The 22,213-nt window shown below is 71.5% G+C and carries 20 protein-coding genes; 13 read left to right on the top strand and 7 right to left on the bottom strand.

Translation table 11 applies throughout. The features are described 5' to 3' along the window. The first annotated feature begins 7 nt into the window (after window positions 1–7). Complete coding sequence (locus IO20_RS0109350) at window positions 8–625, top strand: TetR/AcrR family transcriptional regulator (RefSeq protein WP_030550708.1); 618 nt, start codon at window positions 8–10, stop codon at window positions 623–625. A 33-nt stretch (window positions 626–658) separates the two neighbouring features. Here IO20_RS0109350 and IO20_RS0109345 read toward each other — a convergent pair whose 3' ends face one another. Next, window positions 659–1,252: a hypothetical protein gene (locus IO20_RS0109345; protein ID WP_051874496.1), complete on the bottom strand. Its 594-nt coding sequence runs from the start codon at window positions 1,250–1,252 to the stop codon at window positions 659–661. Window positions 1,253–1,460: 208 nt separating this feature from the next. On the opposite strand from IO20_RS0109345, the gene IO20_RS0109340 reads away from it, so the two are divergent. Beyond that, window positions 1,461–3,806, top strand: coding sequence for an LAETG motif-containing sortase-dependent surface protein (locus IO20_RS0109340; protein WP_245684905.1), 2,346 nt, complete (start codon window positions 1,461–1,463; stop codon window positions 3,804–3,806). A gap of 114 nt (window positions 3,807–3,920) precedes the next feature. On the opposite strand, the gene IO20_RS0109335 is transcribed toward IO20_RS0109340, so the two are convergent. Further along, a complete protein-coding gene (locus tag IO20_RS0109335) occupies window positions 3,921–4,727 on the bottom strand; it encodes a class II aldolase/adducin family protein (protein WP_030550702.1) in 807 nt (268 codons plus the stop codon). A 304-nt stretch (window positions 4,728–5,031) separates the two neighbouring features. Between IO20_RS0109335 and IO20_RS0109330 the strand changes: the two genes are divergently transcribed. Together IO20_RS0109330 and IO20_RS0109325 are read left to right on the top strand one after the other, a co-directional pair. Beyond that, window positions 5,032–5,691, top strand: coding sequence for a ThuA domain-containing protein (locus IO20_RS0109330; protein ID WP_030550700.1), 660 nt, complete (start codon window positions 5,032–5,034; stop codon window positions 5,689–5,691). Between the two features lie 114 nt (window positions 5,692–5,805). Beyond that, on the top strand, window positions 5,806–7,203 hold the full coding sequence (locus IO20_RS0109325; protein WP_030550698.1) for an NADP-dependent succinic semialdehyde dehydrogenase: 1,398 nt from the start codon (window positions 5,806–5,808) through the stop codon (window positions 7,201–7,203). A 188-nt stretch (window positions 7,204–7,391) separates the two neighbouring features. Here IO20_RS0109325 and IO20_RS0109320 read toward each other — a convergent pair whose 3' ends face one another. Together IO20_RS0109320 and IO20_RS0109315 are read right to left on the bottom strand one after the other, a co-directional pair. Beyond that, the gene (locus IO20_RS0109320) at window positions 7,392–8,417 is read right to left on the bottom strand and encodes a PHP domain-containing protein (RefSeq protein WP_030550697.1); all 1,026 of its coding nucleotides are present in this window, start codon (window positions 8,415–8,417) and stop codon (window positions 7,392–7,394) included. An 11-nt stretch (window positions 8,418–8,428) separates the two neighbouring features. Next, complete coding sequence (locus IO20_RS0109315; protein WP_106978598.1) at window positions 8,429–10,513, bottom strand: SpoIIE family protein phosphatase; 2,085 nt, start codon at window positions 10,511–10,513, stop codon at window positions 8,429–8,431. 324 nt (window positions 10,514–10,837) lie between these two features. On the opposite strand from IO20_RS0109315, the gene IO20_RS37485 reads away from it, so the two are divergent. From IO20_RS37485 to IO20_RS0109295, 4 genes are all read left to right on the top strand, one after another. Next, entirely contained in the window at window positions 10,838–11,407 is a 570-nt protein-coding gene (locus IO20_RS37485) for a hypothetical protein (protein WP_063761405.1), read from the top strand. A gap of 8 nt (window positions 11,408–11,415) precedes the next feature. Then, on the top strand, window positions 11,416–11,616 hold the full coding sequence (locus IO20_RS0109305; RefSeq protein ID WP_030216321.1) for a hypothetical protein: 201 nt from the start codon (window positions 11,416–11,418) through the stop codon (window positions 11,614–11,616). Between the two features lie 238 nt (window positions 11,617–11,854). After that, the gene (locus tag IO20_RS0109300) at window positions 11,855–13,045 is read left to right on the top strand and encodes an acyl-CoA dehydrogenase family protein (protein ID WP_030550694.1); all 1,191 of its coding nucleotides are present in this window, start codon (window positions 11,855–11,857) and stop codon (window positions 13,043–13,045) included. Window positions 13,046–13,156: 111 nt separating this feature from the next. Continuing rightward, on the top strand, window positions 13,157–13,588 hold the full coding sequence (locus tag IO20_RS0109295) for a nuclear transport factor 2 family protein (protein WP_030550693.1): 432 nt from the start codon (window positions 13,157–13,159) through the stop codon (window positions 13,586–13,588). Window positions 13,589–13,620: 32 nt separating this feature from the next. Here IO20_RS0109295 and IO20_RS0109290 read toward each other — a convergent pair whose 3' ends face one another. From IO20_RS0109290 to IO20_RS0109280, 3 genes are all read right to left on the bottom strand, one after another. Continuing rightward, the gene (locus tag IO20_RS0109290) at window positions 13,621–14,391 is read right to left on the bottom strand and encodes an alpha-ketoglutarate-dependent dioxygenase AlkB family protein (protein WP_211270358.1); all 771 of its coding nucleotides are present in this window, start codon (window positions 14,389–14,391) and stop codon (window positions 13,621–13,623) included. Beyond that, entirely contained in the window at window positions 14,375–15,604 is a 1,230-nt protein-coding gene (locus IO20_RS0109285) for a hypothetical protein (protein ID WP_030550689.1), read from the bottom strand. Before IO20_RS0109285 ends, IO20_RS0109290 begins: the two co-directional genes overlap by 17 nt. Before the next feature lie 162 nt (window positions 15,605–15,766). Next, window positions 15,767–16,534 carry an SDR family NAD(P)-dependent oxidoreductase gene (locus IO20_RS0109280; protein ID WP_030550687.1) on the bottom strand — a complete coding sequence of 256 codons (768 nt, stop codon included), beginning with the start codon at window positions 16,532–16,534 and terminating at the stop codon, window positions 15,767–15,769. A 126-nt stretch (window positions 16,535–16,660) separates the two neighbouring features. On the opposite strand from IO20_RS0109280, the gene IO20_RS0109275 reads away from it, so the two are divergent. The 5 genes from IO20_RS0109275 to IO20_RS0109255 all read left to right on the top strand — a co-directional run bounded on the left by IO20_RS0109275 (window position 16,661) and on the right by IO20_RS0109255 (window position 22,186). Continuing rightward, complete coding sequence (locus tag IO20_RS0109275; RefSeq protein ID WP_030550685.1) at window positions 16,661–17,065, top strand: GntR family transcriptional regulator; 405 nt, start codon at window positions 16,661–16,663, stop codon at window positions 17,063–17,065. Further along, a complete protein-coding gene (locus tag IO20_RS0109270) occupies window positions 17,062–17,958 on the top strand; it encodes an ABC transporter ATP-binding protein (protein WP_030550684.1) in 897 nt (298 codons plus the stop codon). Before IO20_RS0109275 ends, IO20_RS0109270 begins: the two co-directional genes overlap by 4 nt. After that, window positions 17,955–18,965 (top strand): transporter, encoded by a 1,011-nt coding sequence (locus IO20_RS0109265; protein WP_030550682.1) that lies wholly within the window; start codon window positions 17,955–17,957, stop codon window positions 18,963–18,965. Before IO20_RS0109270 ends, IO20_RS0109265 begins: the two co-directional genes overlap by 4 nt. A gap of 72 nt (window positions 18,966–19,037) precedes the next feature. Then, window positions 19,038–19,952, top strand: coding sequence for an oxygenase MpaB family protein (locus IO20_RS0109260; protein ID WP_030550680.1), 915 nt, complete (start codon window positions 19,038–19,040; stop codon window positions 19,950–19,952). Then, on the top strand, window positions 19,934–22,186 hold the full coding sequence (locus IO20_RS0109255; protein ID WP_030550678.1) for a serine/threonine-protein kinase: 2,253 nt from the start codon (window positions 19,934–19,936) through the stop codon (window positions 22,184–22,186). The genes IO20_RS0109260 and IO20_RS0109255 overlap by 19 nt, the downstream gene beginning before the upstream one ends. Window positions 22,187–22,213: the final 27 nt, after the last annotated feature.

Here is a 22,213-nt window from a genome sequence, read left to right as displayed (position 1 = left end):
GGCAGCCGTGCCCAAAGGTGTCACCAGGCGGCGGCCCCGTACCCGTGCGGCGCTCCTGAAGGCCGCCCTGGAGACCTTCGCCGAGCACGGCTTCCACGCGACGACGATCGAGCAGATCTGCGAGCGCGCCGGTTACACCCGGGGCGCGTACTACTCGAACTTCGCCAGCAAGGAGGAGCTCTTCCTCGCGCTCTTCGACGAGCACAGCGACCGGACCGTGCGGCGGCTCGCCGAGGCGATCGACGCGCTGACGCCGGAGGAGTACACCCTGACCCGGCTCGCGGAACTCGCCGCCCGCGTCGACCCGGACGAGCGGGACTGGTACCTGGTCACCACCGAGTTCACCCTGCACGCCATCCGCGACCCGCAGGCCGCCTGGGTCCTCGCGCGCCACGACGAGCGGCTGCGGGCCGAGATCGCCCGCGGCCTCGCCCTCGTCCTGCGGCGGGCGGGGCGTGAACTGACCGTGGACGCCGACCGGTTCGCACGGCTCCTCATCGCCCTGCGCGAGGGCGGTCTCGCCCAGAGCTACGTCGAACCGGAGGCCCTGCCGCCCGGCAGCCTGGAGCGGCAGTTCCTCGTCCCGCTCCTGGAGGCGTCGACCCGGGAGATCCCCGGCGCCTGAAGGCCGTTGCCGTACGGGTGCCTCACGTGGCGGCTAACGGCCGCGGTGGTAGCGGCAGGACGAATCGTCGCAGGAGGCGGGTACCTCCCACCGGCTGCTGACGCGGTGCAGAAGGCCCTGATCCGCGGGCCGGACCGGGAGGTTGCACAATATCTCGGTGGGGGAGTAGATCGGGCGCGCGTCGTCCTCGATGTGCTCGGGGTCGGTGTAGTGGAATTCCTCCCGGCGTTCCCAGGGCAGGGTGATGTGCGGCCGGTGGTCGAGGGGGTTGTCGTCGGCGAAGGAGGGGTGGAACCGCCACTGGGTGCCGAAGGCCCGGTTGTGGACCTCGCCGAGGTACCAGGCCGCGACCGCGACCAGGGGCGTGTCCATCACCTTGCGGGCCTCGTCGGGGCTGTCGAACGCGTCCCGGACGAGCGCTTCCAGCCGGGGCAGGGAATCCACGGTGAAGTCCCACGGCCCGCGGCCGGCGTGTTCCTTCGCCCAGTCGGGGAATCCGGTGCGCTGCTCTTCCAGCCACTTCTCCAGCACCCGGTTGTGGGCGCTGACGTGGTCTCGGGTCTTCTCTTCGCGCAGGTACTCGGCGTACTCGTCGTCGTCCATGTCGCGCGGGTCGGTCCACTCCATGCCCCGAGACTAGGTCAGCCATGTGTGCGCGATGTAAAGATCCCGCATGGGCGCGTGAGTTGTCGGTGCACCGTTAGTAACTCTGATGCGAGCAGGGTCAGTTGTCGTCCTAGGGTGGGCTGCTCCCGCAGCGGCGCCGAACTGACCACGGGGGCCCGTGGCGCCGCGCGGGGACATCTGACTGACCTGGGGCCCCCAGGGGGATTTCGTGACCCGACACATACGTTCTCGACGCCGTTGGTGGGCGCGGGCAGCGATCGCGCTGGCCTGCGCCGGCGCCGTCTCGCTGACCGGCCTGCCCGGCTGGGACCAGGCCGAGGCGAAGGCGAAACCTCCGCTGAAGAAGGGAAAGCGCTGCGACGAGGAGTACAAGGACTTCTACGACTTCTCCGACGTCGTGGAAGGCGGCCTCCCGGCCGACGGGTACATCCGGCCGGACGCGGACCTCGACGAGTACGACTACGTCAACGGGCAGAAGCAATGGGACGGGCTGCGCGCGCCGACCCCTGACGAGCTCAAGGGGATCAGCGACAACCCGGACGACTACAAGAAGGGTGACAAGCAGCGGGTCTGGGCCTACTACAAGAAGGCGCAGAAGACGACCCAGTGGAAGGGGGTGCCGTTCGAGACGTACCGGGATGACTACTACATCCCCAGGGGCGGCAACGACCCCCGCGGCAAGGCGTACATGGCCAAGCTCGTCCACGACCTCGGCCTGGTCGGCCCGGACTGGATCTGCGAGAAGGAGTTCGAGGTCATCGACCCGGACACCAAGGAACGCTACGTACGGCGGGCGGACGCCTACAACCAGCGCACCGGCGAGATCGTCGAGGGCAAGTCGAACGACAAGCCCGACCCCACGCAGCGCCCGAAGGACAAGGCGCTGCTGAAGGATCCGAACCACAAGGACAAGAAGATCTCCTACGCCTACGGGCGGGAGACGAAGGGCGGCGCGAAGAACCACGACGCCGACCTTCGCAGGATCGCCCCCGACCGGGTCAAGAAGATCAGCTACAGGGCCTCCGCGGTCGAGAAGGCCCCGAGCGGGACGTCGAACAGCCCGACGCGCCGAGTCGACCCCTACATGAACGCCAAGCCCGGCACCAGCACCGGTTCCCGGGGCGGCGGCAACGACATGATCCAGAAGTCGCCGGAGAACCCCCGGCAACTCGCCGACCGGCTCCAGCGCATGGGCCGGATCCCCGGCGTCTCCCAGATGCCCACCCCGGGCGGCATCGACTTCTCCACCCTGGAACTCCAGTACGTCGGCACGCCCGTCAAGGGCAAGGGCCTGGACTACTCCTTCGGCGCGAAGGAAGACCCCGACAACGACACGGTCGGCTGGGGCGGCAAGGCGAAGGCGCAGATGGCCTCGGACGCGTTCTTCACCTGGCTCGCGCTGACGCCGGACAAGTTCTGGGTGAACCTCAACCCTGACACCCCCGGCACGATCATGGACGACAAGTTCGCCTCCACGGACGCCGGCCGGGTTCTCCTCGAGGCCGACCTCCGGCTCAAGCACGACTTCTACAAGGCCATGGACCCCAAGACGGACCTCGGCAAGAACACCTGGGACAGCCTGTCCAAGGTCAACGGCTGGCCGTGCCTGACGTCGATGCGGAACTGGATCGAGCCGAAGCCGGCTCAGGTCCGCGAGCAGGACGGCGGGATCTACATCCTCGACGCGCCGCTCAAGCTCCAGTCCGAGTACGCCGACGTCAACACCCCCGGCCCCGGCGGCGGCAGGCCCTGCCAGGACTCGCTGACCAAGGCCGAGATCGAGCACAACGAGCGGGTGTTCCGCCGCACGATCGTGCCCGAGGTCGAGAAGTGGATCAACGAGTACCCGCAGTACGCCGACCTGCGCCGCGTCTACAAGTCCCGGGTGGCGGCCGAGTTCGTCCGCCAGCAGGACGCCCAGCGGCCGACGGACTACCGCACCCTCATCAACAGCAACGACGTGACGCGGTGGCCGCTCCGCGCCCCGCACCAGGACTGGAAGAAGACCGACGTCTTCGACAAGTACGTCAAGGTCTTCAAGGAAGGCGAGTTCAAGTACGAGCTCACCAGGGGTGAAGAGGTCTGGGTCATCAGCATCGGCGGCGTGGACCTGTCCAAGCAGCCCAAGCGCAACGTCACCCAGGCCGAGTTCCGCCTCCAGAACCGACACCTGCCCCGCCAGACCAAGACCTCGGTCAAGGCCCTGACCGAGGACACCGAGCGGGAGCGGCTGCTCCTCCTCGGCGGGAACTCCAACGGCCCGAAGGACGACGGCGGCAACGCCCCGTCGCCGGACCCGACCGATCCGCCGAGTCCGACCGACCCGCCGACCCCGACCGTTCCGCCGTCGACCCCGGCCCCGGACCCCACCACCCCGGGCCCCGGTGACGGTACGACGGCCCCGCCGGCGAACGAGCCGGACCCGGACGGCGACCTCGCCGACACCGGCTCCGACGCCCCCATCGGCCTGATCGCCGGCATCGCCGCGGCGATCGTCGCCCTCGGCGGTGGTCTGATGTGGTGGACGCGCCGGCGCAGGACCCTCGGCGACTAGCCTGAACAGGCACCTACACGCCTGACGGAAGGGCCCCGACCCGCACGCCTCGGCAGGGTCGGGGCCCTTCTGCGCGATCGACTGCGGGCCTGTCCCGCCTTCGCGCTACCGGGGTCAGTCGAAGAGGTCCGGGTCGGACGCGGTGATCTGATCCCACAACGGTCGCGCCTGGAACCAGCCGGCGAGGTGGCCGCCGACCTGGCCGCGGGTGAGCAGGGCCGTCTCGCGGTCGATGAGCTGCGGGGTGCCCGCCGCCATCGCGAGGAGCTGTGCCTGGCAGGACCGCTCCATGGTGACGAACCACCACACGGCTTCGGCGACGGAGTGGCCGACCGTGAGCAGGCCGTGGTTCTTGAGGATGACCGCCTTGTGGTCGCCGAGGGCCTTGGCGACGCGCTCGCCCTCCTCGGTCTCGTTCACGACGCCCCGGTAGTCGTCGTAGATCCCGTGGTCCTCGAAGAACGCGCAGGCGTCCTGGGTGATCGGGTCGAGGGGGATGCCGAGGCTGGAGAACGCCTTGCCGTACAGGGAGTGCGAGTGCGCGGCGGCGACCGCGTCGGGCCGGGCGGCGTGGACCCGGGAGTGGATGACGAACGCGGCCCGGTTCACGGGCCGGCGCCCTTCGATCACGGTCCCGTCGTGGTCGACCAGGATCAGGTCGGAAGCCTTGATCTGACCGAAGCTCATCCCGAACGGGTTGACCCAGAAGGCGTTCGGATCACCGGGGTCGCGGACGGTGATGTGCCCCGCGACGCCCTCCGAGAAGCCGAGCCTCCCGAAGATCCGGAACCCGGCGGCGAGCTGCTCCTTGCGGTACCGGCGCTCCTCCTCGACGGAGCCGAAGGTGGGCGGCAGCGGCAGGACGACCCCCTCGGGCAGGGGCCCGACGGCGGCGGCGAGCGCGGGCGGCACGGTGTTCATGGCTGCTCCTCGGTGAGCGGGCGGGTCCCTGGCGCGCCAAAAGATACTGAGATGTATCCGATACGACAATGGATCGGCACGCCGTGGGCGTCCGTGACGGGCGGGCCGCGCTTCCGGTTCGGGGTTGCGGCCGTGGGTGGGCGGTGGCTACGGTCGGGCGCGGGTGGGGGTAGAAAGCGCTTTCCGCCTCCCGTGCGGTTCCGGTCGCCGTACGGTCCGACCTGACCCCGCCGCCCCCGACCAGACCGGCACCCACCCACCCCGCCCGGCACCCACCCGCCCAGCCCTCACCTGGAGTCACCGCGTGCCCACCGCCCACGTCCTGATCTACACCCGCACCACGGGCTACCGCCACGACTCGATCCCCGACGGCGCCGCCGCGCTCACGGAGCTGGCCGAGGAGCTGGGGTGGGCCGCAGAGGTCACCGAGGACCCGGGCGCCTTCACCCCCGAGCGGCTTGCCCGGTGCGCCGTCGTCGTACTGATCTCCACGACCGGCACCGTCCTGACACCCGAGGGACGCGACGCCTTCGAGGCGTACCTGAGGAGGGGCGGCGCCCTCCTCGCCGTCCACGCGGCGGCGAACGCCGAGCCGGACTGGCCCTTCTACGGAGAGCTGCTCGGCACCCGCTTCGACGGCCACCCCGAGATCCAGCCGGGCCTGGTCCTCGTCGACGACCACGACCACCCGGCGACCGCCCCCCTCGCGGCCCGCTGGGCCTGGACCGACGAGTGGTACAACTTCACGTCCGACCCGCGGGCGAGCGGCGTACGGGTCCTCGCCCGCGCCGACGAGACCACCTACCGCGGCGGCACCCACGGAGCCGACCACCCGCTCGTCTGGTGCCGCGAGGTCGACCGGGGCCGCTTCTTCTTCACCGCCCTCGGGCACGCTCCGGAGACGTACCGCGACCCGGCGTTCCGCGCGCACCTCTCCGGCGCCCTGACCTGGCTGACCGCCTGACGCGCGTGTGTCCCCTCCCGGCCCCGGTCACCCCACCGCCCCGCCCCTCTTGCGTTCCGCCGTGCTTGGCGCGGAAGGTTGCAGACGGGGGCCGAAGGCAGGAGGAGGCAGGTCATGGGCATCGCGACCGTGAACCCCGCGACCGGCGAGACGCTGCGCACCTACGAGGCCCACGGGCCCGAGGAGGTCGAGCGGCGGATCGCCGCCGCGCACGAGGCGTACCGCCAGTACCGCACGACCTCCTTCGCCGAGCGCGCCCGCCTCATGCGTGCCGCCGCCACGCTCCTCGACGAGGACACCGAGGACATCGCCCGCACCATGACCGTCGAGATGGGCAAGCCGATCGCGGCCGCCCGCGCGGAGGCCGGCAAGTGCGCCAAGGCCATGCGCTGGTACGCGGGGAACGCGGAGGAACTCCTCGCCGACGAACACCCGGCGGAGAGCGACGTCCAGGACTCCGGCGCGGACGTGGCCCGCGTCCACTACCGGCCCCTGGGACCGATCCTCGCCGTCATGCCCTGGAACTTCCCGCTCTGGCAGGTGATCCGCTTCGCCGCGCCCGCGCTCATGGCGGGCAACACGGGCCTCCTCAAGCACGCCTCCAACGTGCCGCGGACCGCGCTCTACCTCGGTGACCTCTTCCGCCGCGCCGGCTACCCCGAGGGCTGCTTCCAGGCGCTCCTCATCGGCTCCGGCGACGTCGAGGGCGTGCTGCGCGACCCCCGGGTCGTCGCCGCCACCCTCACCGGCAGCGAACCGGCGGGCCGGGCCGTCGCCGCCGTCGCGGGCGACGAGGTGAAGAAGACCGTCCTGGAGCTCGGCGGCAGCGACCCGTACATCGTCATGCCCTCCGCCGACGTCGTCGGCGCCGTGAAGACCGCCGTCACCGCGCGCGTGCAGAACAACGGGCAGTCCTGCATCGCCGCGAAGCGGTTCATCGTCCACCAGGACGTGTACGACGACTTCTCCGAGCGCTTCACGGCGGCCATGAACGCCCTGACCGTCGGTGACCCCCTCGACCAGTCCACCGACGTCGGCCCCCTCGCCACCGAACGGGGCAGGGCCGATCTGGAGGAACTCGTCGACGACGCGGTACGGCGGGGCGCCACGGTCCTGTGCGGCGGCCACCGTCCCGAGTCGCCGGAGCTGCGGAACGGCTGGTACTACCGGCCCACCGTCCTCACCGGCATCACGCCGCAGATGCGGATCCATCACGAGGAGGCCTTCGGACCGGTCGCCACGGTCTATCCGGTCACCGACATCGAGGAGGCCGTGGCCGTCGCCAACGACTCCCCGTTCGGGCTCAGCTCCAACGTCTGGACCCGCTCCTCGGAAGAACTCGACTTCTTCGTACGGGACCTGGAGGCCGGCGGCGTCTTCGTGAACGGCATGACCGCCTCCCACCCGGCGCTGCCCTTCGGTGGGGTCAAGCGCTCGGGATACGGCCGCGAGCTCTCCGGCCACGGCATCCGCGAGTTCTGCAACGCGACGACGGTCTGGCAGCGCGCCTGACCGATCACCCCAGGCCGTGCGCACCCGACCCGGACCCGTCAGGCCAGTTGCCCGCCTGACCCGGTCCCCTCAGGCCGTACACACCTGACCCGGTCCCTTCAGGCCGGCTGCCCGCCTGCCCCCGTTCCTCTGGCCGGCTGCCCGCCTGCCCCCGTTCCTCTGGCCGGCTGCCCGCCTGACCTCGTTCCTCAGGCCTGTGCCCACTCCAGCAGCCGTTCCGCGGGCCAGGTGTTGATCACCCGGTCCTCCGGAACCCCGCACTCCTCGGCCCGCGCGCAGCCCAGGATCTGCCACTCCAGCTGCCCGGGCGCGTGCGCGTCCGTGTCCACCGCGAAGTACGTGCCCGCCGCAACCGCGAGCCGCAGCAGCCGCCGAGGCGGATCGAGCCGCTCGGGGCGGCTGTTGATCTCGACGGCCGTACCCGCCTCCGCGCACGCGGCGAACACCCGCTCCGCGTCGAACTCGGACTCCGGACGCAGACGTCCGCCCGCCACGAGCCGGCCCGTGCAGTGCCCGAGCACGTCCATCAGCGGGTCGCGCACCGCCCGTTCGAGCCGCCGGGTCATGGACCGCGCGTCCATCCGCAGCTTCGAATGGACCGAACCGACCACCAGGTCCAGGCGTTGAAGCAGTTCGGGCTCCTGGTCGAGCGAGCCGTCCTCCAGGATGTCGCACTCGATCCCGGTCAGCAGACGGAACGGCGCCCACTCCTCGTTCAGCCGGGCCACCACGTCGAGCTGTTCCCGCAGCCGGTCCGGCGAGAGCCCCCGCGCCACCGTGAGCCGGGGCGAGTGGTCGGTGAGCACCGCCCACTCGTGGCCGAGCTCCGCCGCCGCACGCCCCATGTCCTCGATCGTGGCGCCGCCGTCGGACCAGTCCGAGTGGAGGTGGCAGTCTCCGCGCAGTGCCGCCCGCAGCGCCTCACCGCCGCTCCCCGGCCCGCCGGAGCGCAGGGACTCCTGCAGCTCCGCCTCCAGCCGGGCCAGGTACTCCGGCACCTGACCCGCCAGCGCCTCGCGCACCACAGCCGCCGTCTTGGGCCCGAGCCCCTTCACGGCCTCCAGGGTGCCGGCGCCGGCCCGCCGGGCCGCCTCGCCCTCCGGCAGGCCGGCGACCGCGGTGGCGGCCGTACGGAACGCCTTCGCCCGGTAGCCGGGCGCCTGCGCCCGTTCGAGGAGGAACGCGATCCGGTTCAGGGCGGCCACAGGGTCCATGACGTCCCTCCTCAGGAACCGTTCGCCGAGGCGTCGGCCGGCACCGGTGCCGGGCCGATCTCGCACCACACCGCCTTGCCCTCGCCGCGCGGTTCGACCCCCCACCGGGCGGCCAGCGCGTCGAGCAGCAGCAGCCCCCGCCCCGAAGTGGCGGCCTCGCCGGGGGTACGCCGCCGGGGCCAGGCGCTCGACCGGTCCTGCACCGAGAGCCGTACCCGCCGCACCGGCTCGGGCAGCACCTCGAGGGTCAGCACCGCGCCGCCCTCGGTGTGCAGGAGCACGTTGACGAGCAGCTCGCCCGTCAACAGTTCGGAGTCGTCGGCCAGTTCCGGCATGCCCCAGTCCCGCAGCGCCTGCCCGACGGCCGCGCGCGCGTCCGAGAGGCCCTGCGGATCGGCCTGATGGATGTACTGGTGGATGCGCGGCGCCTTCGGCGTGCCCGGGTCGGGACTGCGCCGCAGCACGAGCAGCGCCACGTCGTCGCCCGAGCCCCAGCGCTCCCACAGCCGCTCGGAGAGGTGGTCGGCGAGCGCCTCCGCCTGCGGCGGGCCGCTCTTGATCGCCTCCGACAGCGCGGCGAGACCGGCCTCGATGTCCGAGCCCGGCTGCTCGACGAGCCCGTCCGTGCACAGGACGAGGGTCTCGCCGGGCACGAGGTCGAGCCGGGTCTCCGGGAACTCCTCGTCGCCGAACACCGTCGCGAGCCCCAGCGGCAGCCCGCCCCGCAGCTTGGGCTGCCCCACCCGGCCGTCGGTGTGCCGGATCAGCGGCCCCAGATGCCCGGCACGCACCGCGCGCAGCGTGCCGCTGCCCAGGTCCACCTGGGCGTACGTACAGGTGGCGAAGCGGTTGGTGTCCAGCTCGGCGAGGAACCGGGAGGCCCGTGCGAGGACCGTCGACGGGGCGTGCCCCTCACCGGCGTACGCGCGCAGGGCGATCCGCAGCTGTCCCATGATGGCGGCGGCGTGGGTGTCGTGGCCCTGGACGTCGCCGACGACGATCCCGACCCGGCCCCTGGGCAGCGGGATCACGTCGTACCAGTCGCCGCCCACCTGCCGGCCGCTCCAGGCCGCGTGGTAGCGCACGGCGATCTCGCCGCCGGTGATCGCCGGGATCCGGCGCGGCAGCATCGTCGCCTGGAGCCCCGTCGCGAGCTCCCGCTCCTCGTCGAAGAGGATCGCCCGCTGGAGCGACTGGGCGACGATGGCCGCGAGGCCGAGCGCGAGGTTGCGCTCGTCGGCGTTGAACGAGGTGCGGCCCCGGTAGAACAGGGCCATGCCGCCGAGGGAGCGCGCCTGCGCCACCAGCGGCAGGTAGCAGGCGGCCCGGAACTCGAGCCGCTCCAGGTACGGGGCGAGTTCGGGGAAGTCGCGCCCGAGCGACGGGAAGGACGAGACGAAGCGGGGCCGCCCGCTCAGGACGGCCTCCGCCAGGGGGAGTCCCCGGTCGAGGCGGCGGATCCGGAAGTCGTTGAGCACGTCGAGGGACTCGCCGCTGAGCGCGATGATGTTGAGCGAGCCGTTCTCGACGAGTCCGAGGGCGAGCCCGTCGGCGCCGAGCCTGGCGAGCCCGCCGGGACCGGTCAGCGCGGCCGTCACGTCGTCCACGGTCACCGCGCGCGAGAGCGCCGTCGTCGTCCGCTCGACGATGTTCGTCTGGACCTCGCGGCGCTTCTCCAGCTCCTGGACGAAGGCGAAGCGCGTGACCTCGGCCGTCGTGTCCCGCACGACGCCGACGATCCGCCGCGCCCGTCCGTCGGGCGAGCGCAGGATGCGGGCCTGGACGTGCGTCCAATGGGGTTGCCCGTCGTCCTGCGGGATGGGGAAGTGCGCGGTGTACGAGACCTCTCCGCCGGTGACGGCCTGCCGTACGACACCGTCGAGCGCGGCCCGCTCGTCGGGGTCCAGGCGTTCGACCAGCGTCAGCGGACGGCCGTCGAAGGCGTCCGGGGGCACCCCGAAGACCAGCAGCCCGGACCGGTCGACATCGATGGTGCCCGTGTCGAGATCCCAGTCGAAGCTGCCGGTCCGGTTCATGGCGAGCCACTCGGCGGGCCCGATCTCGCCGTTGCGCGTAGGCCGGTCTTCTGCGGTCATCCCCACCATTGTCGAACCCGCACCCCGCCGACGCCATGGCGATGACACGGCGTGGCGCGAGTTCGCCGCGGCGGCGCGGGTGCCGCAGGGGTCGCCGGGGCGGGTGGTGCGGATGATGCGGCGGTGCGGAGACGAACGCACGGACCGGGGACCGCAACCCGCCATCAACGCAGGTGAGGGCGGCGGCCTCGCAGGGCCCTCGGTCGTGCCGGGCGGGTGGTGCCTCGGTGGTGCCTCGGCGGGGCAGGATGACCGGGGGAGGGCGCCGGCGCCCTCCCCACGAACCGCCGCGGCACTCGCCCCGCCGCCTGGGAAAGGCCCCGCATGCCTGATCACCACCCGTACCGGATCGCGACCCGACGAGGCGACCTCCACCTGATCTGGCGGGCCGGAGCCGGGGATGAGCCCGACACCGTGGCCGTCGACGGGCGGAGGCGGCTCCTCGCGTTCCACGACACCGAGACGCTCGCGGGCCACTGCGACCGGCACGGCTGGGCCCTCGTCGCGGACGAACCGGCCACACTCGACCTCGAAGGCGTACGGGAGTGGGCCGAGGACCCGCGTCGCGGTACGGCGCGCCCGGGGCCGCTCCTGGACGCCTGGAACTTCTTCGAGGACCTCGCGCGGAGTGTCGCCGTACCGCTTCCGCCCCAGGGCGCGGCCCACGACGCCGCCTACGAGAAGTTCTTCGACGCTGATGACGGCGCGCAGCCCTGGACGGCCCAGGAGGCGGCTGCCGTACGCGACCTCCTGAAGGCGGGCCTCGCCCTCTGGGAGGAGTCGGTGCGGGGCGCCGCCGGACCCGCGAGCGCGCCCACGACCGCCCCGCCGCTCGCCCCGGATGCGGTCCGGGTGCCCGGACACGAGAATGGCCAGTGCCGGAAGAACACGTAGGAGGCGGCATGAACGCTGAGCCCGACAAGACGTCCCTGGGGGACTTCCCGACGCCCGACCGGCTGCTGCACGCCGGTTCGGAGGGCGAGTTCACGGCGGAGGACCTGGTCCTCGCCTCGGGCCGTGACGTGAATCCGAAGAGCCTCGCCTGGGCGGAACGCCGCATGGCGGAGAAGGGTCGCGCCTCCATGGACGAGCTCCTGCCATAGGGCCGTCCTCAGAACCCACTCAAGGGGATCCCCCCGCGGAATCCCTGCTAGCTACCTGTCGGCCCCGGATCGGAACCTCCGACCCGGGGCCGCGGGCTGTCCGGAGCCGCCCCGGCCGTCCGGGGAGTCCCGCGCCTCCCCGAGGCTTCCGCATTTATGGAACACGTTCTACCGTGGCCGCCGCCGGGCGTCGCACCGCACCGAGGACGCCGCAGGACCCGCGCCACGGGAGGCCGCCATGCACCTCGAGTACACGCCCGCCCAGAACAGCCTGCGCGCCGAGCTGCGCGCGTACTTCGCCACGCTGATCCCGGACGACGTCCACACCCGCTACGCGGACCCGGCGGCGCAGAAGCGCTTCTACCGGGAGACCGTGCGGAGGCTGGGCTCCGACGGCTGGCTGGGGGTCGGCTGGCCGGTGGAGTACGGGGGGCGCGGGCTGACCCCGATGGAGCAGTTCATCTTCTTCGACGAGGCCGCGCAGGCGGGCGTACCCCTGCCCCTCATGGCCCTGAACACGGTCGGACCGACGATCATGCGGTACGGCACCGACGAGCAGAAGGCGTACTTCCTGCCCCGGATCCTCTCCGGCGAGATCGACTTCGCCATCGGCTACAGCGAGCCCGACGCGGGCACCGACCTCGCGGCGCTGAAGACCAGGGCGGTACGGGAGGGGGACGAGACCACCGGCACGTACACGGTGAACGGGCAGAAGATCTGGACGACGAACGGCGACACCGCCGACTGGGTGTGGCTCGCCGTCCGCACCGACCCGGACGCCCCGCCCCACAAGGGCATCACGATGCTCCTCGTCCCGACGAGCGACCCCGGCTACAGCTGCACGATCATCAACACCCTCGCCTCGCACGACACGACGGCCAGCTACTACGACGACGTCCGGGTCCCGGCCTCCCGCCGGGTAGGAGAGGAGAACAAGGGCTGGCGCCTCATCACCAACCAGCTCAACCACGAGCGCGTCACCCTCGCCGCCCACGGCACGATGGCGATCCGCGCCCTCCATGACGTACAGCGCTGGGCCGCCGAGACCGTGCTCGGCGACGGCCGCCGCGTGATCGACCTGCCCTGGGTCCGCCGCTCCCTGGCTCGCACCCACACCCGGCTCGACGCGATGAAGCTCCTCAACTGGCAGATGGTGAACGCCGTCCAGCACGGCACCCTCACCCCCCAGGACGCCTCCGCCGTCAAGGTCTACGGCTCCGAGGCCCGCCGCGACGCCTACGCCGCCCTGATGGAGGTCGTCGCCGCGGCGGGCGCCCTCAAGGAGGGCTCGGCGGGCACGGTCCTCCACGGCGAACTGGAACGCGGCTACCGCTCGGCCGTCATCTTCACCTTCGGCGGCGGCAACAACGAGATCCAGCGCGAGATCATCTCCTGGATAGGCCTGGGCATGCCCCGCGTCCGCCGCTGAGCCGCCTGTGACGAGGTCTCCGAGTCGGCTTCGCCGGAGGGGTGGACAACCCGCCCGCCACGCACCTACTCTCCGACGCACCTAGTCAACTAATTGAGTGCAGGTGATGTCGTGCATCCGTTCCGCAAGGCGGTCGAGAACCGTGACGAGGCCGCCATCGAGGCGCTCCTCGCCGAGAACGTCGTGTTCACCAGCCCTGTCGCCTTCAAGCCGTACCGGGGCAGGGCGATCACCGCAGCCATCCTGCGTGCGGTGATGCGGGTCTTCGAGGACTTCACCTACGTCCGCGAGATCGCGAACCCCGACGGCCGCGACCATGCCCTCGTCTTCACCGCCACTGTCGACGGGCGGCAGATCCAGGGCTGCGACTTCCTCCACTTCGACGAGGAGGGGAAGATCGATGACTTCACCGTCATGGTCCGGCCGCTCTCCGCCGCCAAGGCGCTCGCCGAGGCGATGGGGGCTCAGTTCGACCGGATCGCCGCCGAAGCCGCCGAGGCCGCGGAAGCTACGGAGGCGGAGGCCGCGGAGGCCGGCGCGTGAAGGACTCCAGGCGCTGCTGAAGCGGTCAAGGGTCAGACAGGCGGCATCAGATCGCTTTCGCTGATGGTGTACGTCAGCGGTGGGTAGACGAAGTCCGTTTCGCTGTTTTCGCGGCGCCGCAGTCGGTAGAACTCGCGCCTCTGTTCGTCGTCGGCCGGCGTGAGGCGTGCCCCCTGCGGGAGATACGCATGCCCGTCGCGAAAACGGACGAAGGTCTTCGATGTCCGGAAGGTCACGCCCAGCCATGGGTTGTCCGCCGCCGGGACGGGCTTCTCCAGGACGATCTTGTGCCTGAGTCGACGATTCGAGCCGACGGAGAACGCGACGACACTGTCGTGGGTGAGAGGGATCTCGAACTTCTCGCCCTCGGATTCCTTGGGTTCGAACATCAGCTTCCTCGGCGGGCCCGCTTCGGGATGTTCGTAGCAGGAGAAGACGGCGACGAACGAATCGTCGGCCAGGTCGAGGGCTTGGTCCGAATGACTGCCCATGGTGGTGTAAGCGCTCGTGTAGCTCTCGATGAGAGCGTTGTTGAATCCGACCGAAAGTGCCGCACGTTCTTGAACTTCGTGCGCGAGTCGTTCGTGTATCGCCCGGAAACGCAGAGCCGGGCTGCCGTAGCGAGTGGTGGTACGTACGAGAGGCACGCCGTCCGCCTCGTCGATTCTGGTGAGTACGGCGCCTCGCCGGCCTTTTCCCAGATCTTCCCACTGAGTGGCCGCGGACAGCTCCGCGAAGAGGTTCTCCCTGGTCGGCAAGGTGAAGGTGAGGATCCCGTCCGGGAATCTAGACGCGGGGGGCAACATAGTCTCCCGTGTTCATGCTGAATAGGAACTTGCCGCCGTAGTCGATGAAGGACGAGGTCCTGTTCTCCTCGGCGTACAGTCCGCGCAGCTCGTCCATGCCGACCGCTGTGGGCGGTGCCAGCTTCACCGACTCTCCGGCCACTTTGAGGAAGGTCTGGCCGTCCCTGTGAACGGCTTCGGTGTTCGAGCAACGCACCACGTATCCCAAGCGGGTCGGGAGCAGCTCGGCGGCCAGCGCCGAGGGCCGGATCTCGTGCGTGTACAGGCGATTGACGGACAGCGGCATGAAGAAGACCGAGCCGGGATAGAGGGTCAGGGTGAACTGCGAGGGGAGCGCGACCTCGTCGCGTTCTTCGGCCGGATCCTTGAGGCGGAAGTGGAGTCTGGTCAGCCCGCTGGCACCCTTCACGCCGTGGTCGAAGGCGTCTTCGGCCATGGGTTGCAGTCCGTCGAGCCGGTCGTAGAAGGTGCAGAAGGCCATGATGCCGTTGACAGGCATGTCCTTGGTCTTGTCGGCATGGGCCGAGATCCTGGCCTTGGACTGCTTGCGCTCCGCCGTGGCAAGGGTGTTGCGGTAGATCTGAGCGAGGACGTGATTCAGCGGCGCCTGGTTCCGGAAGATGGCGGCGGCCTCGCGGTTCAGCGCATCGACGATGTCCGTGTCGGTCGGGCGGAAGTTCTCGGTCGGCCCCGAAAGGTTCGTGGAGCACCGGAGCAGGCGGAAGTGCAGTTCGTCACCGTTCTGCGTGACCGGCGTCAGGTAGATACCGCTGCGGTGGGCTGTCCCAGGCTTGGTGGACTCCGTCAGGGACTGGAACACGTGCTCCGAACTGATCCGTCCGAAGTGATCGGAGCCGAGTTCGAAGAAGCGGCGGTAGTACACGCCGACGCCGTGCACGCGGAGGGGAACTCGGCCCAGGTCGATGAGCGTCCAGGGTTCGTCGACGTCCTCGCGGTGACCGGGTGACAGTTCCCGGACCACGAATACCCGTGCGGCTTCACCCAGTCGTCGGCCACTGACGCCGGACGAATCGCCACACAGGTAGACGGTCTTCTGTGCGAGATCGGGCGAACCGGAAGCGAGGTCCTCCGGCGTGATCACGGACCCGAAGAAGTTCCTGATCAGGTCATTGTCCCGCAACGATGAAGGCGCGACCAGGATGTTGCCCGTGTCCTCGATACAGGCTTCTGCCAGCTCTGTTGTGTGCATCAAGCGGTACCTGTCGTTCGCGGATCTTGATGGATTGCTCTCACCGTGGACATGGCAATGGTCCGCACTCTGTCATTCGCGTCGCGAAGCGTGAATGAAAGGAGACGGACCGTGGAATCCTGATGATCTCACGGGGGCTCGACAGCGAGCAACGGGGTGGTCTCAACTCCGCAGATGCGAGGCGCCGTTGAGGTCGAGGATCGTGCCCGACGACCACTCGGCGGCGGGGGAGGCGAGCCACAGCACCGCCGCCGCGACCTCCTCGGCCGAGCCCACCCGCCCGAACGGGCTCTGCGCCCGGATCGCCTCACCCTCCGGCCCCGCCACACGCGGTGCGACCCGCTCCGTCGCGAAGAACCCGGGGGCGACCGAGGCGACGGCGATCCCGTACGGAGCGAGCGACACCGCGAGCGACTGGCCCAGCGCGTGCACGGCGGCCTTCGTCGCCCCGTACGCCGGATGGTCCGGCTCGCCCCGGAAGGCGCCACGAGAACCGATGTTCACGATCCGGCCGCCCCGGCCCTGGTCGATCATCCGCCGTGCCGCGAGATGGCTCAGATTGGCCGTGGCGAGCAGGTTCACGGCCACGTGGCGCTGCCACACCGCCACCCACTCCTCGTACGGGGTCTCGGCGAGCGGGTGGCGGATGTTCACCGCCGCGTTGTTCACCAGCACGTCGATCCCGCCGAGCGCCTCCGTCGCCGCGTCCATCACGGCCACCGCCCCCGCCGGCTCCGCGAGATCGCCGCCGACGAGGGTGTGTCCGCTGCCCTCCAAGGAGGCGAGAGTCGTACGGGCCTCCTCCTCGCGCGAGCCGAAGTGGACGGCCACGCGGTCGCCGTTGGACGCGAACGCCCTGGCCACAGCGCGACCGAGGCCCCGCGCCGCGCCGCTGACGAGCACGCGCCGACCGGATGCGGTGACGTTCATGGAGGGTGCCTCTCGCTGATCGGAGTGATCGGAGTGATCGGTGGTGAACGGGCGTTGCGCCTCGCCGTGACGATACGGGCCACCCATCTTCGGCGTAGAGAGCTATAGTGCTAGCCAACTAGATAAATGGAGGAACCGGTGATTGAGTTCCACCTGAACGGCCGGTCCGGGCTCTCCCCGTACCAGCAGCTCGTGCAGCAGGTGCGGCATGCCCTGCGCCTCGGCCTGTTGGAGGAGGGGGACCGGCTGCCGACGGTCAAGGAGGTGGCGCGGCAGATGGCGGTCAACCCGAACACTGTGCTCAAGGCGTACCGGGAGCTGGAGCACGACGGCCTGGTGGCCGCCCGCCCCGGCGTCGGAACGTTCGTGACCCGGACGCTGGCCGACGCCTCGCTCGCCGCGCACGGACCGCTCCAGAAGGACCTGCGGCGCTGGCTGACCAAGGCCCGCCTGGCCGGTCTCGACGAGGAGAGCATCGAGGCGCTGTTCCTGAACACGTTCCGCAACGCCGTCGGAGAGGACGTAGCGTGAGTGTCGTCTTGCGAGCCCAGGGCCTGGGCAAGAGGTACAAGCAGCGCTGGGCGCTGCGCAACTGTGAACTGGACGTCCCCGCCGGCCGGGTGGTCGGCCTGGTCGGGCCCAACGGCGCCGGCAAGTCGACCCTGCTGAAGCTGGCCTCCGGCATGCTGACCCCGACGGCGGGCACCGTTGAGGTCTGTGGTGGCCGTCCCGCCGAGGGCGTGGAACAGCTGGCCAAGGTCGGCTTCGTCGCCCAGGACACCCCGACCTATTCCGCACTGAGCATCGCCGACCACCTCGTACTCGGCCGACGCCTCAACCCGAACTGGGACGACGCCCTGGCACGCGACCGGATCCGTCGACTCGGTCTGGACCCCAAGCAGCGGGCCGGCAAGCTCTCCGGCGGCCAGCGCGCGCAGCTCGCTCTCACCCTGGGCATCGCCAAGCGTCCGGAACTCCTCATCCTGGACGAGCCGGTCGCGGCCCTGGACCCGCTCGCCCGCAGGGAGTTCATGCAGGACCTGATGGAGGCCGTCGCCGAGCACGAGCTGAGCGTCGTGCTCTCCTCCCACCTGGTCTCCGACGTGGAGCGGACCTGCGACTACGTCATCGTCCTGGTCGACTCCCAGGTGCAGGTGGCCGACGACATCGACGACCTCCTCGCCTCACACCACCGGCTCACCGGGCCGCGCCGGGACCCGGACAAGCTCCCGGCCGGTGTGCACGTCATCACCGCCAGCCACACCGACCGGCAGACCACCCTCCTGGTGCGCACCGACACCGCGGTCCACGATCCGTCCTGGACCGTCAGCCCGCTCGGTCTCGAAGACGTCGTCCTGGCCTACATGACCCGGCCCGCCGATGCGGCACGTGACACCCGACCCGCACTGGAGGTACTCCGATGATCTGGCTGACCTGGCGCCAGTTCCGCACACAGGCCGCCGTGATGCTCGCCATGGTGGCCGCCCTCGCCACCGCCCTCGCGGTCACCGGCCCACAGCTGGCCGACCTCCACCGAGCTGTCGGCAGCAGCCTGGTGGACCAGGTCCCCGGTGCGGACCAGTCCCTCTACTACACCGGACTGCTGGTCGTGCTCACAGTGCCGGCGGTCATCGGGATGTTCTGGGGCGCGCCGCTGATCGCCCGTGAACTGGAGACCGGCACCCACTACCTCGCATGGAACCAGGGCGTCACCCGTACGCGCTGGCTGGCGACCAAGCTGGGCCTCGGTGCGGCGGCCTCCATGACCGCCGCCGGACTGACCAGCCTCGCGGTGAGCTGGTGGAGCAGCCCCATCGACCGGGCCGTCAACGGCGGCGGCGCGACGGACACGTACTTCCCGCGGCTCGACCCCGTGGCCTTCGCCGCACGGGGTGTCGTCCCCATGGCCCACGCTGCCTTCGCCTTCGTCCTGGGCGTCGCCCTGGGCCTGGTCATCCGCCGTACTCTGCCGGCGATGGCCACCACGTTCGCCCTCTACGCCGCCATCCAGATCAGCGTGCCGATGTGGATCCGGTCCCACCTGGCAGCCGCGGACCGGACCATCCTGCCGATCGAGCCCGGTGGCGCTCCCATCAGCATCCAGGACGGAGCCAGGCAGATCGTCGCGCACCTCGAAGAAGTGCCCGGGGCCTGGGTCACCTCCCAACAGACGCTGAACGCCGCCGGTCAGCCGGCCCCCGTGCCGTCGTCCTTCGCCGACTGCCTGCGCACCGAGTCGGGCCCGCCCACCCTGCAGCAGGTCGACCGCTGCGTCGCCGACCTCGGCGCCCTGGGCTACAAGCAGCAGGTGACGTACCAGCCCGCCGGCAACTTCTGGTCCCTTCAATGGGCCGAGACCGGGCTCTACCTCGGCCTCGCCCTGGCCCTGACCGGGTTCTGCGCCTGGTGGATCCGCCGCCGAGTCACCTGACAGGGATACCGGCCACGGTCGTCGACCGTCGTCAGGGGTTCAGGGCGCGGCTTCCGGCGTAGCCTGGGCGGCATGAGGCAGGACGCCGATCCCGGGCTCTTCGGGCCCCGTTCCGTCACCTGGCAGGTGCACAGCGACCCCGTGATGTGGCTCGCGGGCATCCGGGCCCTCTGGCTGCAGGCGCTGCACCCCGTCGCCGTCCGCGGTGTCATGATCAACAGCGGTTTCCGGCAGGACCCCTGGGGCCGGCTCATGCGGACCGCGGACTTCGTCGGGACATTGAGTTACGGGACCGCCGCCGCCGCCGAGGCGGCCGGCGCCCGGGTGCGCCGGATCCACCGCTTGCTCGGGGTGGACGACCCCGAACTGCTCCTCTGGGTGCACTGCGCCGAGACCGACTCGTACCTCGCGGTCGCCCGCCGCTCCGGCATCCCGCTCACCGACGCCCAGGCAGACCGGTACGTCGACGAACACCGCACCTCGGCGCGGCTCGTCGGACTCGACCCGGCCGCCGTTCCGGGTACCACCGCCGCACTCGCCGCCTACTTCGACGCCGTACGGCCCCGGCTCGCCGCCGGGCCCGACGCCCGCACCGTCGAGGAGTTCCTCCGCCGGCCGCCCGTGAAACCCGTCCTCGTACCGGCGCGCGAGGTGATCTGGCGGCGCGTCGCGGCGCTCGCGTACGACACGCTGCCTCCCTACGCCCACGCGCTCTACGGCCGCCCCGCCCCGCCGCCCGAGGACGTCACCCACCGGCTCCGTGCGACGGCCGACCTGCTGCGCCGCGTCCCCGCCCGCCTGCGGTGGCGGCTGCCGCCCCGGCACATCCTCCGCGCCATGGACCGGCTCGGGCCGGAGACGCGACCCGACCCTTACGCGTACCCCGCCCCGTACCCACTGTCCGAACCGGCGTCCATACTGGAGGAGCCGGGGAAGGCGCAGGAGAACGACGGGGGCGGCAGCACACGATGGGGGACTCCAGACTGATCCACGGCCGGTACCGGCTGCACGAGGTCATCGGCCGCGGCGGCATGGGCGAGGTGTGGCGCGCCACCGACGAGGCGCTCGGCCGCGGGGTCGCCGTGAAGTGCCTCAAACCGCTCGGCCCTCAGCAGGACCCACAGATCCTCTCCGTGGTGCGCGAGCGGTTCCGGCGCGAGGCCCGGGTGGCCGCCGCGCTCCAGCACCGGGGCATCACCGTCGTGCACGACTTCGGCGAGTACGACGGCGTGCTCTTCCTCGTCATGGAGCTCCTGGAGGGGCACAACCTCAGCCAGCTCCTCGCCGACAACGCCCAGCACCCGCTGCCCGTCCAGGACGTCGTCGAGATCGCCGACCAGGTCGCCGACGCCCTCGCCTACACCCACCGCCAGGGCATCGTGCACCGCGACCTCAAGCCCGCGAACATCATGAGGCTGCGCGACGGGACGGTGAAGATCTGCGACTTCGGAATAGCGCGCCTGGGCGCCGACATGGGATTCACGTCCCGCCTCACCGGCACCGGCATCGCCATGGGCACGCCCCACTACATGTCGCCCGAGCAGATCGGCGGCGGCGAGGTCGACCACCGCAGCGACCTCTACTCGCTGGGGTGCGTGCTGTACGAACTCGCCACCGGCGCCCCGCCCTTCGACATGGGCGACTCCTGGGCGATCCTCATCGGCCACCGGGACACCGTGCCGCGCCCGCCGCGCACGCACCGCGCCGAGCTGCCCGACTACTTCGACCGGATCGTGGTCGACCTGCTCGCCAAGGTGCCCGAGGAACGGCCGGCGGACGCGGGAGACCTGCGCCGCCGGATCTTCTCCGGGCGCGTCCCGACGTCGCAGGTCGGGGGCGTTCCGGCTCCCCTCCCCCCGCCCCCGGCCGTCGCGGCGCCCGTGCCCGCCTGGATCCGGGGCATCACCGGCGGGCACCGGCCCGCCGATGCCGGCCACGGTCCGCGCGCCGTGGCCCACGACCCCGCCGCGGCCGTGCTCACCACCGAGTGGACCACCTCGGGCCCGGCACCGGCAGGCCCCGAACCGACCGCCCCCGCGCCGGCCGCCCCCTCCGCCGGAGGCCCCGCACCGACCGCCCCCGCCCCTCCCTCCGCGGAGCTGATCGCCGTGCTCGCCGGCCGGTATCGGGCCGGTATGGGCCTCGGCCGCCTCGGCCGTTGGGAGGAGGCCGAGTCCGTGCACCGCTCCGTCGCCGAGCACCGCGCGGCAGCCCTCGGCGAGGACCACCCCGACACCCTGGCCAGCCACTACGAACTCGGCTTCGCCCTCGCCCGGCTCCACCGCCCGGCCGACGCCCTGGCCGTCTTCGACCGGGTCGCCGCCGCCCGCGCCCGCGTCCTCGGCGAAGACCACCCCGACACGCTGGCGGCCCGGCACGAGCGGGCGTACGCACTCGGGCGCCTCGGACGGCACCCCGAGGCGTACGAGGTGTACGTCACCGTGCTCGCCGCGCGCGAGCGCACCGTGGGCCCCGACCACCCCGACACCCTGCTCTGCCGGCACAACCTGGCCTTCACGCTCGCCCGCCTCGGCCGCCTGGAGGAGTCGTACCGTACGGCGCACGAGGTCGCGCGGGCCCGGGCCCGGCTGCTCGGCGAGGACCATCCCGACACCCTCGTGACCCGGCACGAGGTGGCGTACACCCTGGGGCGCCTGGGTCGGGCGGAGGAGTCGCTCGCCGAGTACCGCGCGGTCGCCGACGCGCGCGCCGCCGCCCTCGGGCCCGAGCATCCGGACACCCTCGCCGCCCGCTACGAGACCGGAGTCTGCCTCGGCCGGCTCGGCCAGGCGGCCGACGCCCTGGCCGTCTGCCGTGACCTCGTCGCCGCCCGCACCCGCGCCCAGGGCGCCGACGGGCCCGAGACGCTGCGCGCCCGCCACGCCCTCGCCGTCAACCTCGGCCGGCTCGGCCGCTGGCCGGAGGCGCTCGACGAGTCCGAGCGCGTCCATGCCGACCGGGAGCGGGTCCTGGGGCCGGACCATCCGGAGACCCTGCTGAGCCGGCGTGAGACCGCGGTCGCCCTGGGGCGGCTCGGCCGCTGGGGTGAGGCGCTGGAGGCCCAGCGTGCCGTCGCGGCCACCCGTACCCGCCTCCTCGGCCCCGCCCACCCGGACACCCTCGCCGCCCTCGACGACGAGGCCCACTGTCTGGAGCGTCTCGGCCGCCACGCCGAAGCGGCCGCCCTCCTCCTGAGGGCGGCCACCCCGCCCGGTGCCTGACCGGCCCCGCCCGCCCGGGGGCACGCC

Source organism: Streptomyces exfoliatus (assembly GCF_000725545.1).
Taxonomy (GTDB): Bacteria; Actinomycetota; Actinomycetes; order Streptomycetales; family Streptomycetaceae; genus Streptomyces; species Streptomyces exfoliatus.
This window is presented reverse-complemented; position numbering and strand designations above follow the sequence as displayed.

Excerpts from the sequence above, each read along its gene's own strand:
- IO20_RS0109345 (WP_051874496.1), bottom strand. The coding sequence starts at position 1,252 with ATGGAGTGGACCGACCCGCGCGACATGGACGACGACGAGTACGCCGAG.
- IO20_RS0109335 (WP_030550702.1), bottom strand. The coding sequence starts at position 4,727 with ATGAACACCGTGCCGCCCGCGCTCGCCGCCGCCGTCGGGCCCCTGCCC.
- IO20_RS0109325 (WP_030550698.1), top strand. The coding sequence starts at position 5,806 with ATGGGCATCGCGACCGTGAACCCCGCGACCGGCGAGACGCTGCGCACC.
- IO20_RS0109320 (WP_030550697.1), bottom strand. The coding sequence starts at position 8,417 with ATGGACCCTGTGGCCGCCCTGAACCGGATCGCGTTCCTCCTCGAACGG.
- IO20_RS0109315 (WP_106978598.1), bottom strand. The coding sequence starts at position 10,513 with ATGACCGCAGAAGACCGGCCTACGCGCAACGGCGAGATCGGGCCCGCC.
- IO20_RS37485 (WP_063761405.1), top strand. The coding sequence starts at position 10,838 with ATGCCTGATCACCACCCGTACCGGATCGCGACCCGACGAGGCGACCTC.
- IO20_RS0109305 (WP_030216321.1), top strand. The coding sequence starts at position 11,416 with ATGAACGCTGAGCCCGACAAGACGTCCCTGGGGGACTTCCCGACGCCC.
- IO20_RS0109300 (WP_030550694.1), top strand. The coding sequence starts at position 11,855 with ATGCACCTCGAGTACACGCCCGCCCAGAACAGCCTGCGCGCCGAGCTG.
- IO20_RS0109285 (WP_030550689.1), bottom strand. The coding sequence starts at position 15,604 with ATGCACACAACAGAGCTGGCAGAAGCCTGTATCGAGGACACGGGCAAC.
- IO20_RS0109280 (WP_030550687.1), bottom strand. The coding sequence starts at position 16,534 with ATGAACGTCACCGCATCCGGTCGGCGCGTGCTCGTCAGCGGCGCGGCG.
- IO20_RS0109275 (WP_030550685.1), top strand. The coding sequence starts at position 16,661 with ATGGAGGAACCGGTGATTGAGTTCCACCTGAACGGCCGGTCCGGGCTC.
- IO20_RS0109265 (WP_030550682.1), top strand. The coding sequence starts at position 17,955 with ATGATCTGGCTGACCTGGCGCCAGTTCCGCACACAGGCCGCCGTGATG.
- IO20_RS0109260 (WP_030550680.1), top strand. The coding sequence starts at position 19,038 with ATGAGGCAGGACGCCGATCCCGGGCTCTTCGGGCCCCGTTCCGTCACC.
- IO20_RS0109255 (WP_030550678.1), top strand. The coding sequence starts at position 19,934 with ATGGGGGACTCCAGACTGATCCACGGCCGGTACCGGCTGCACGAGGTC.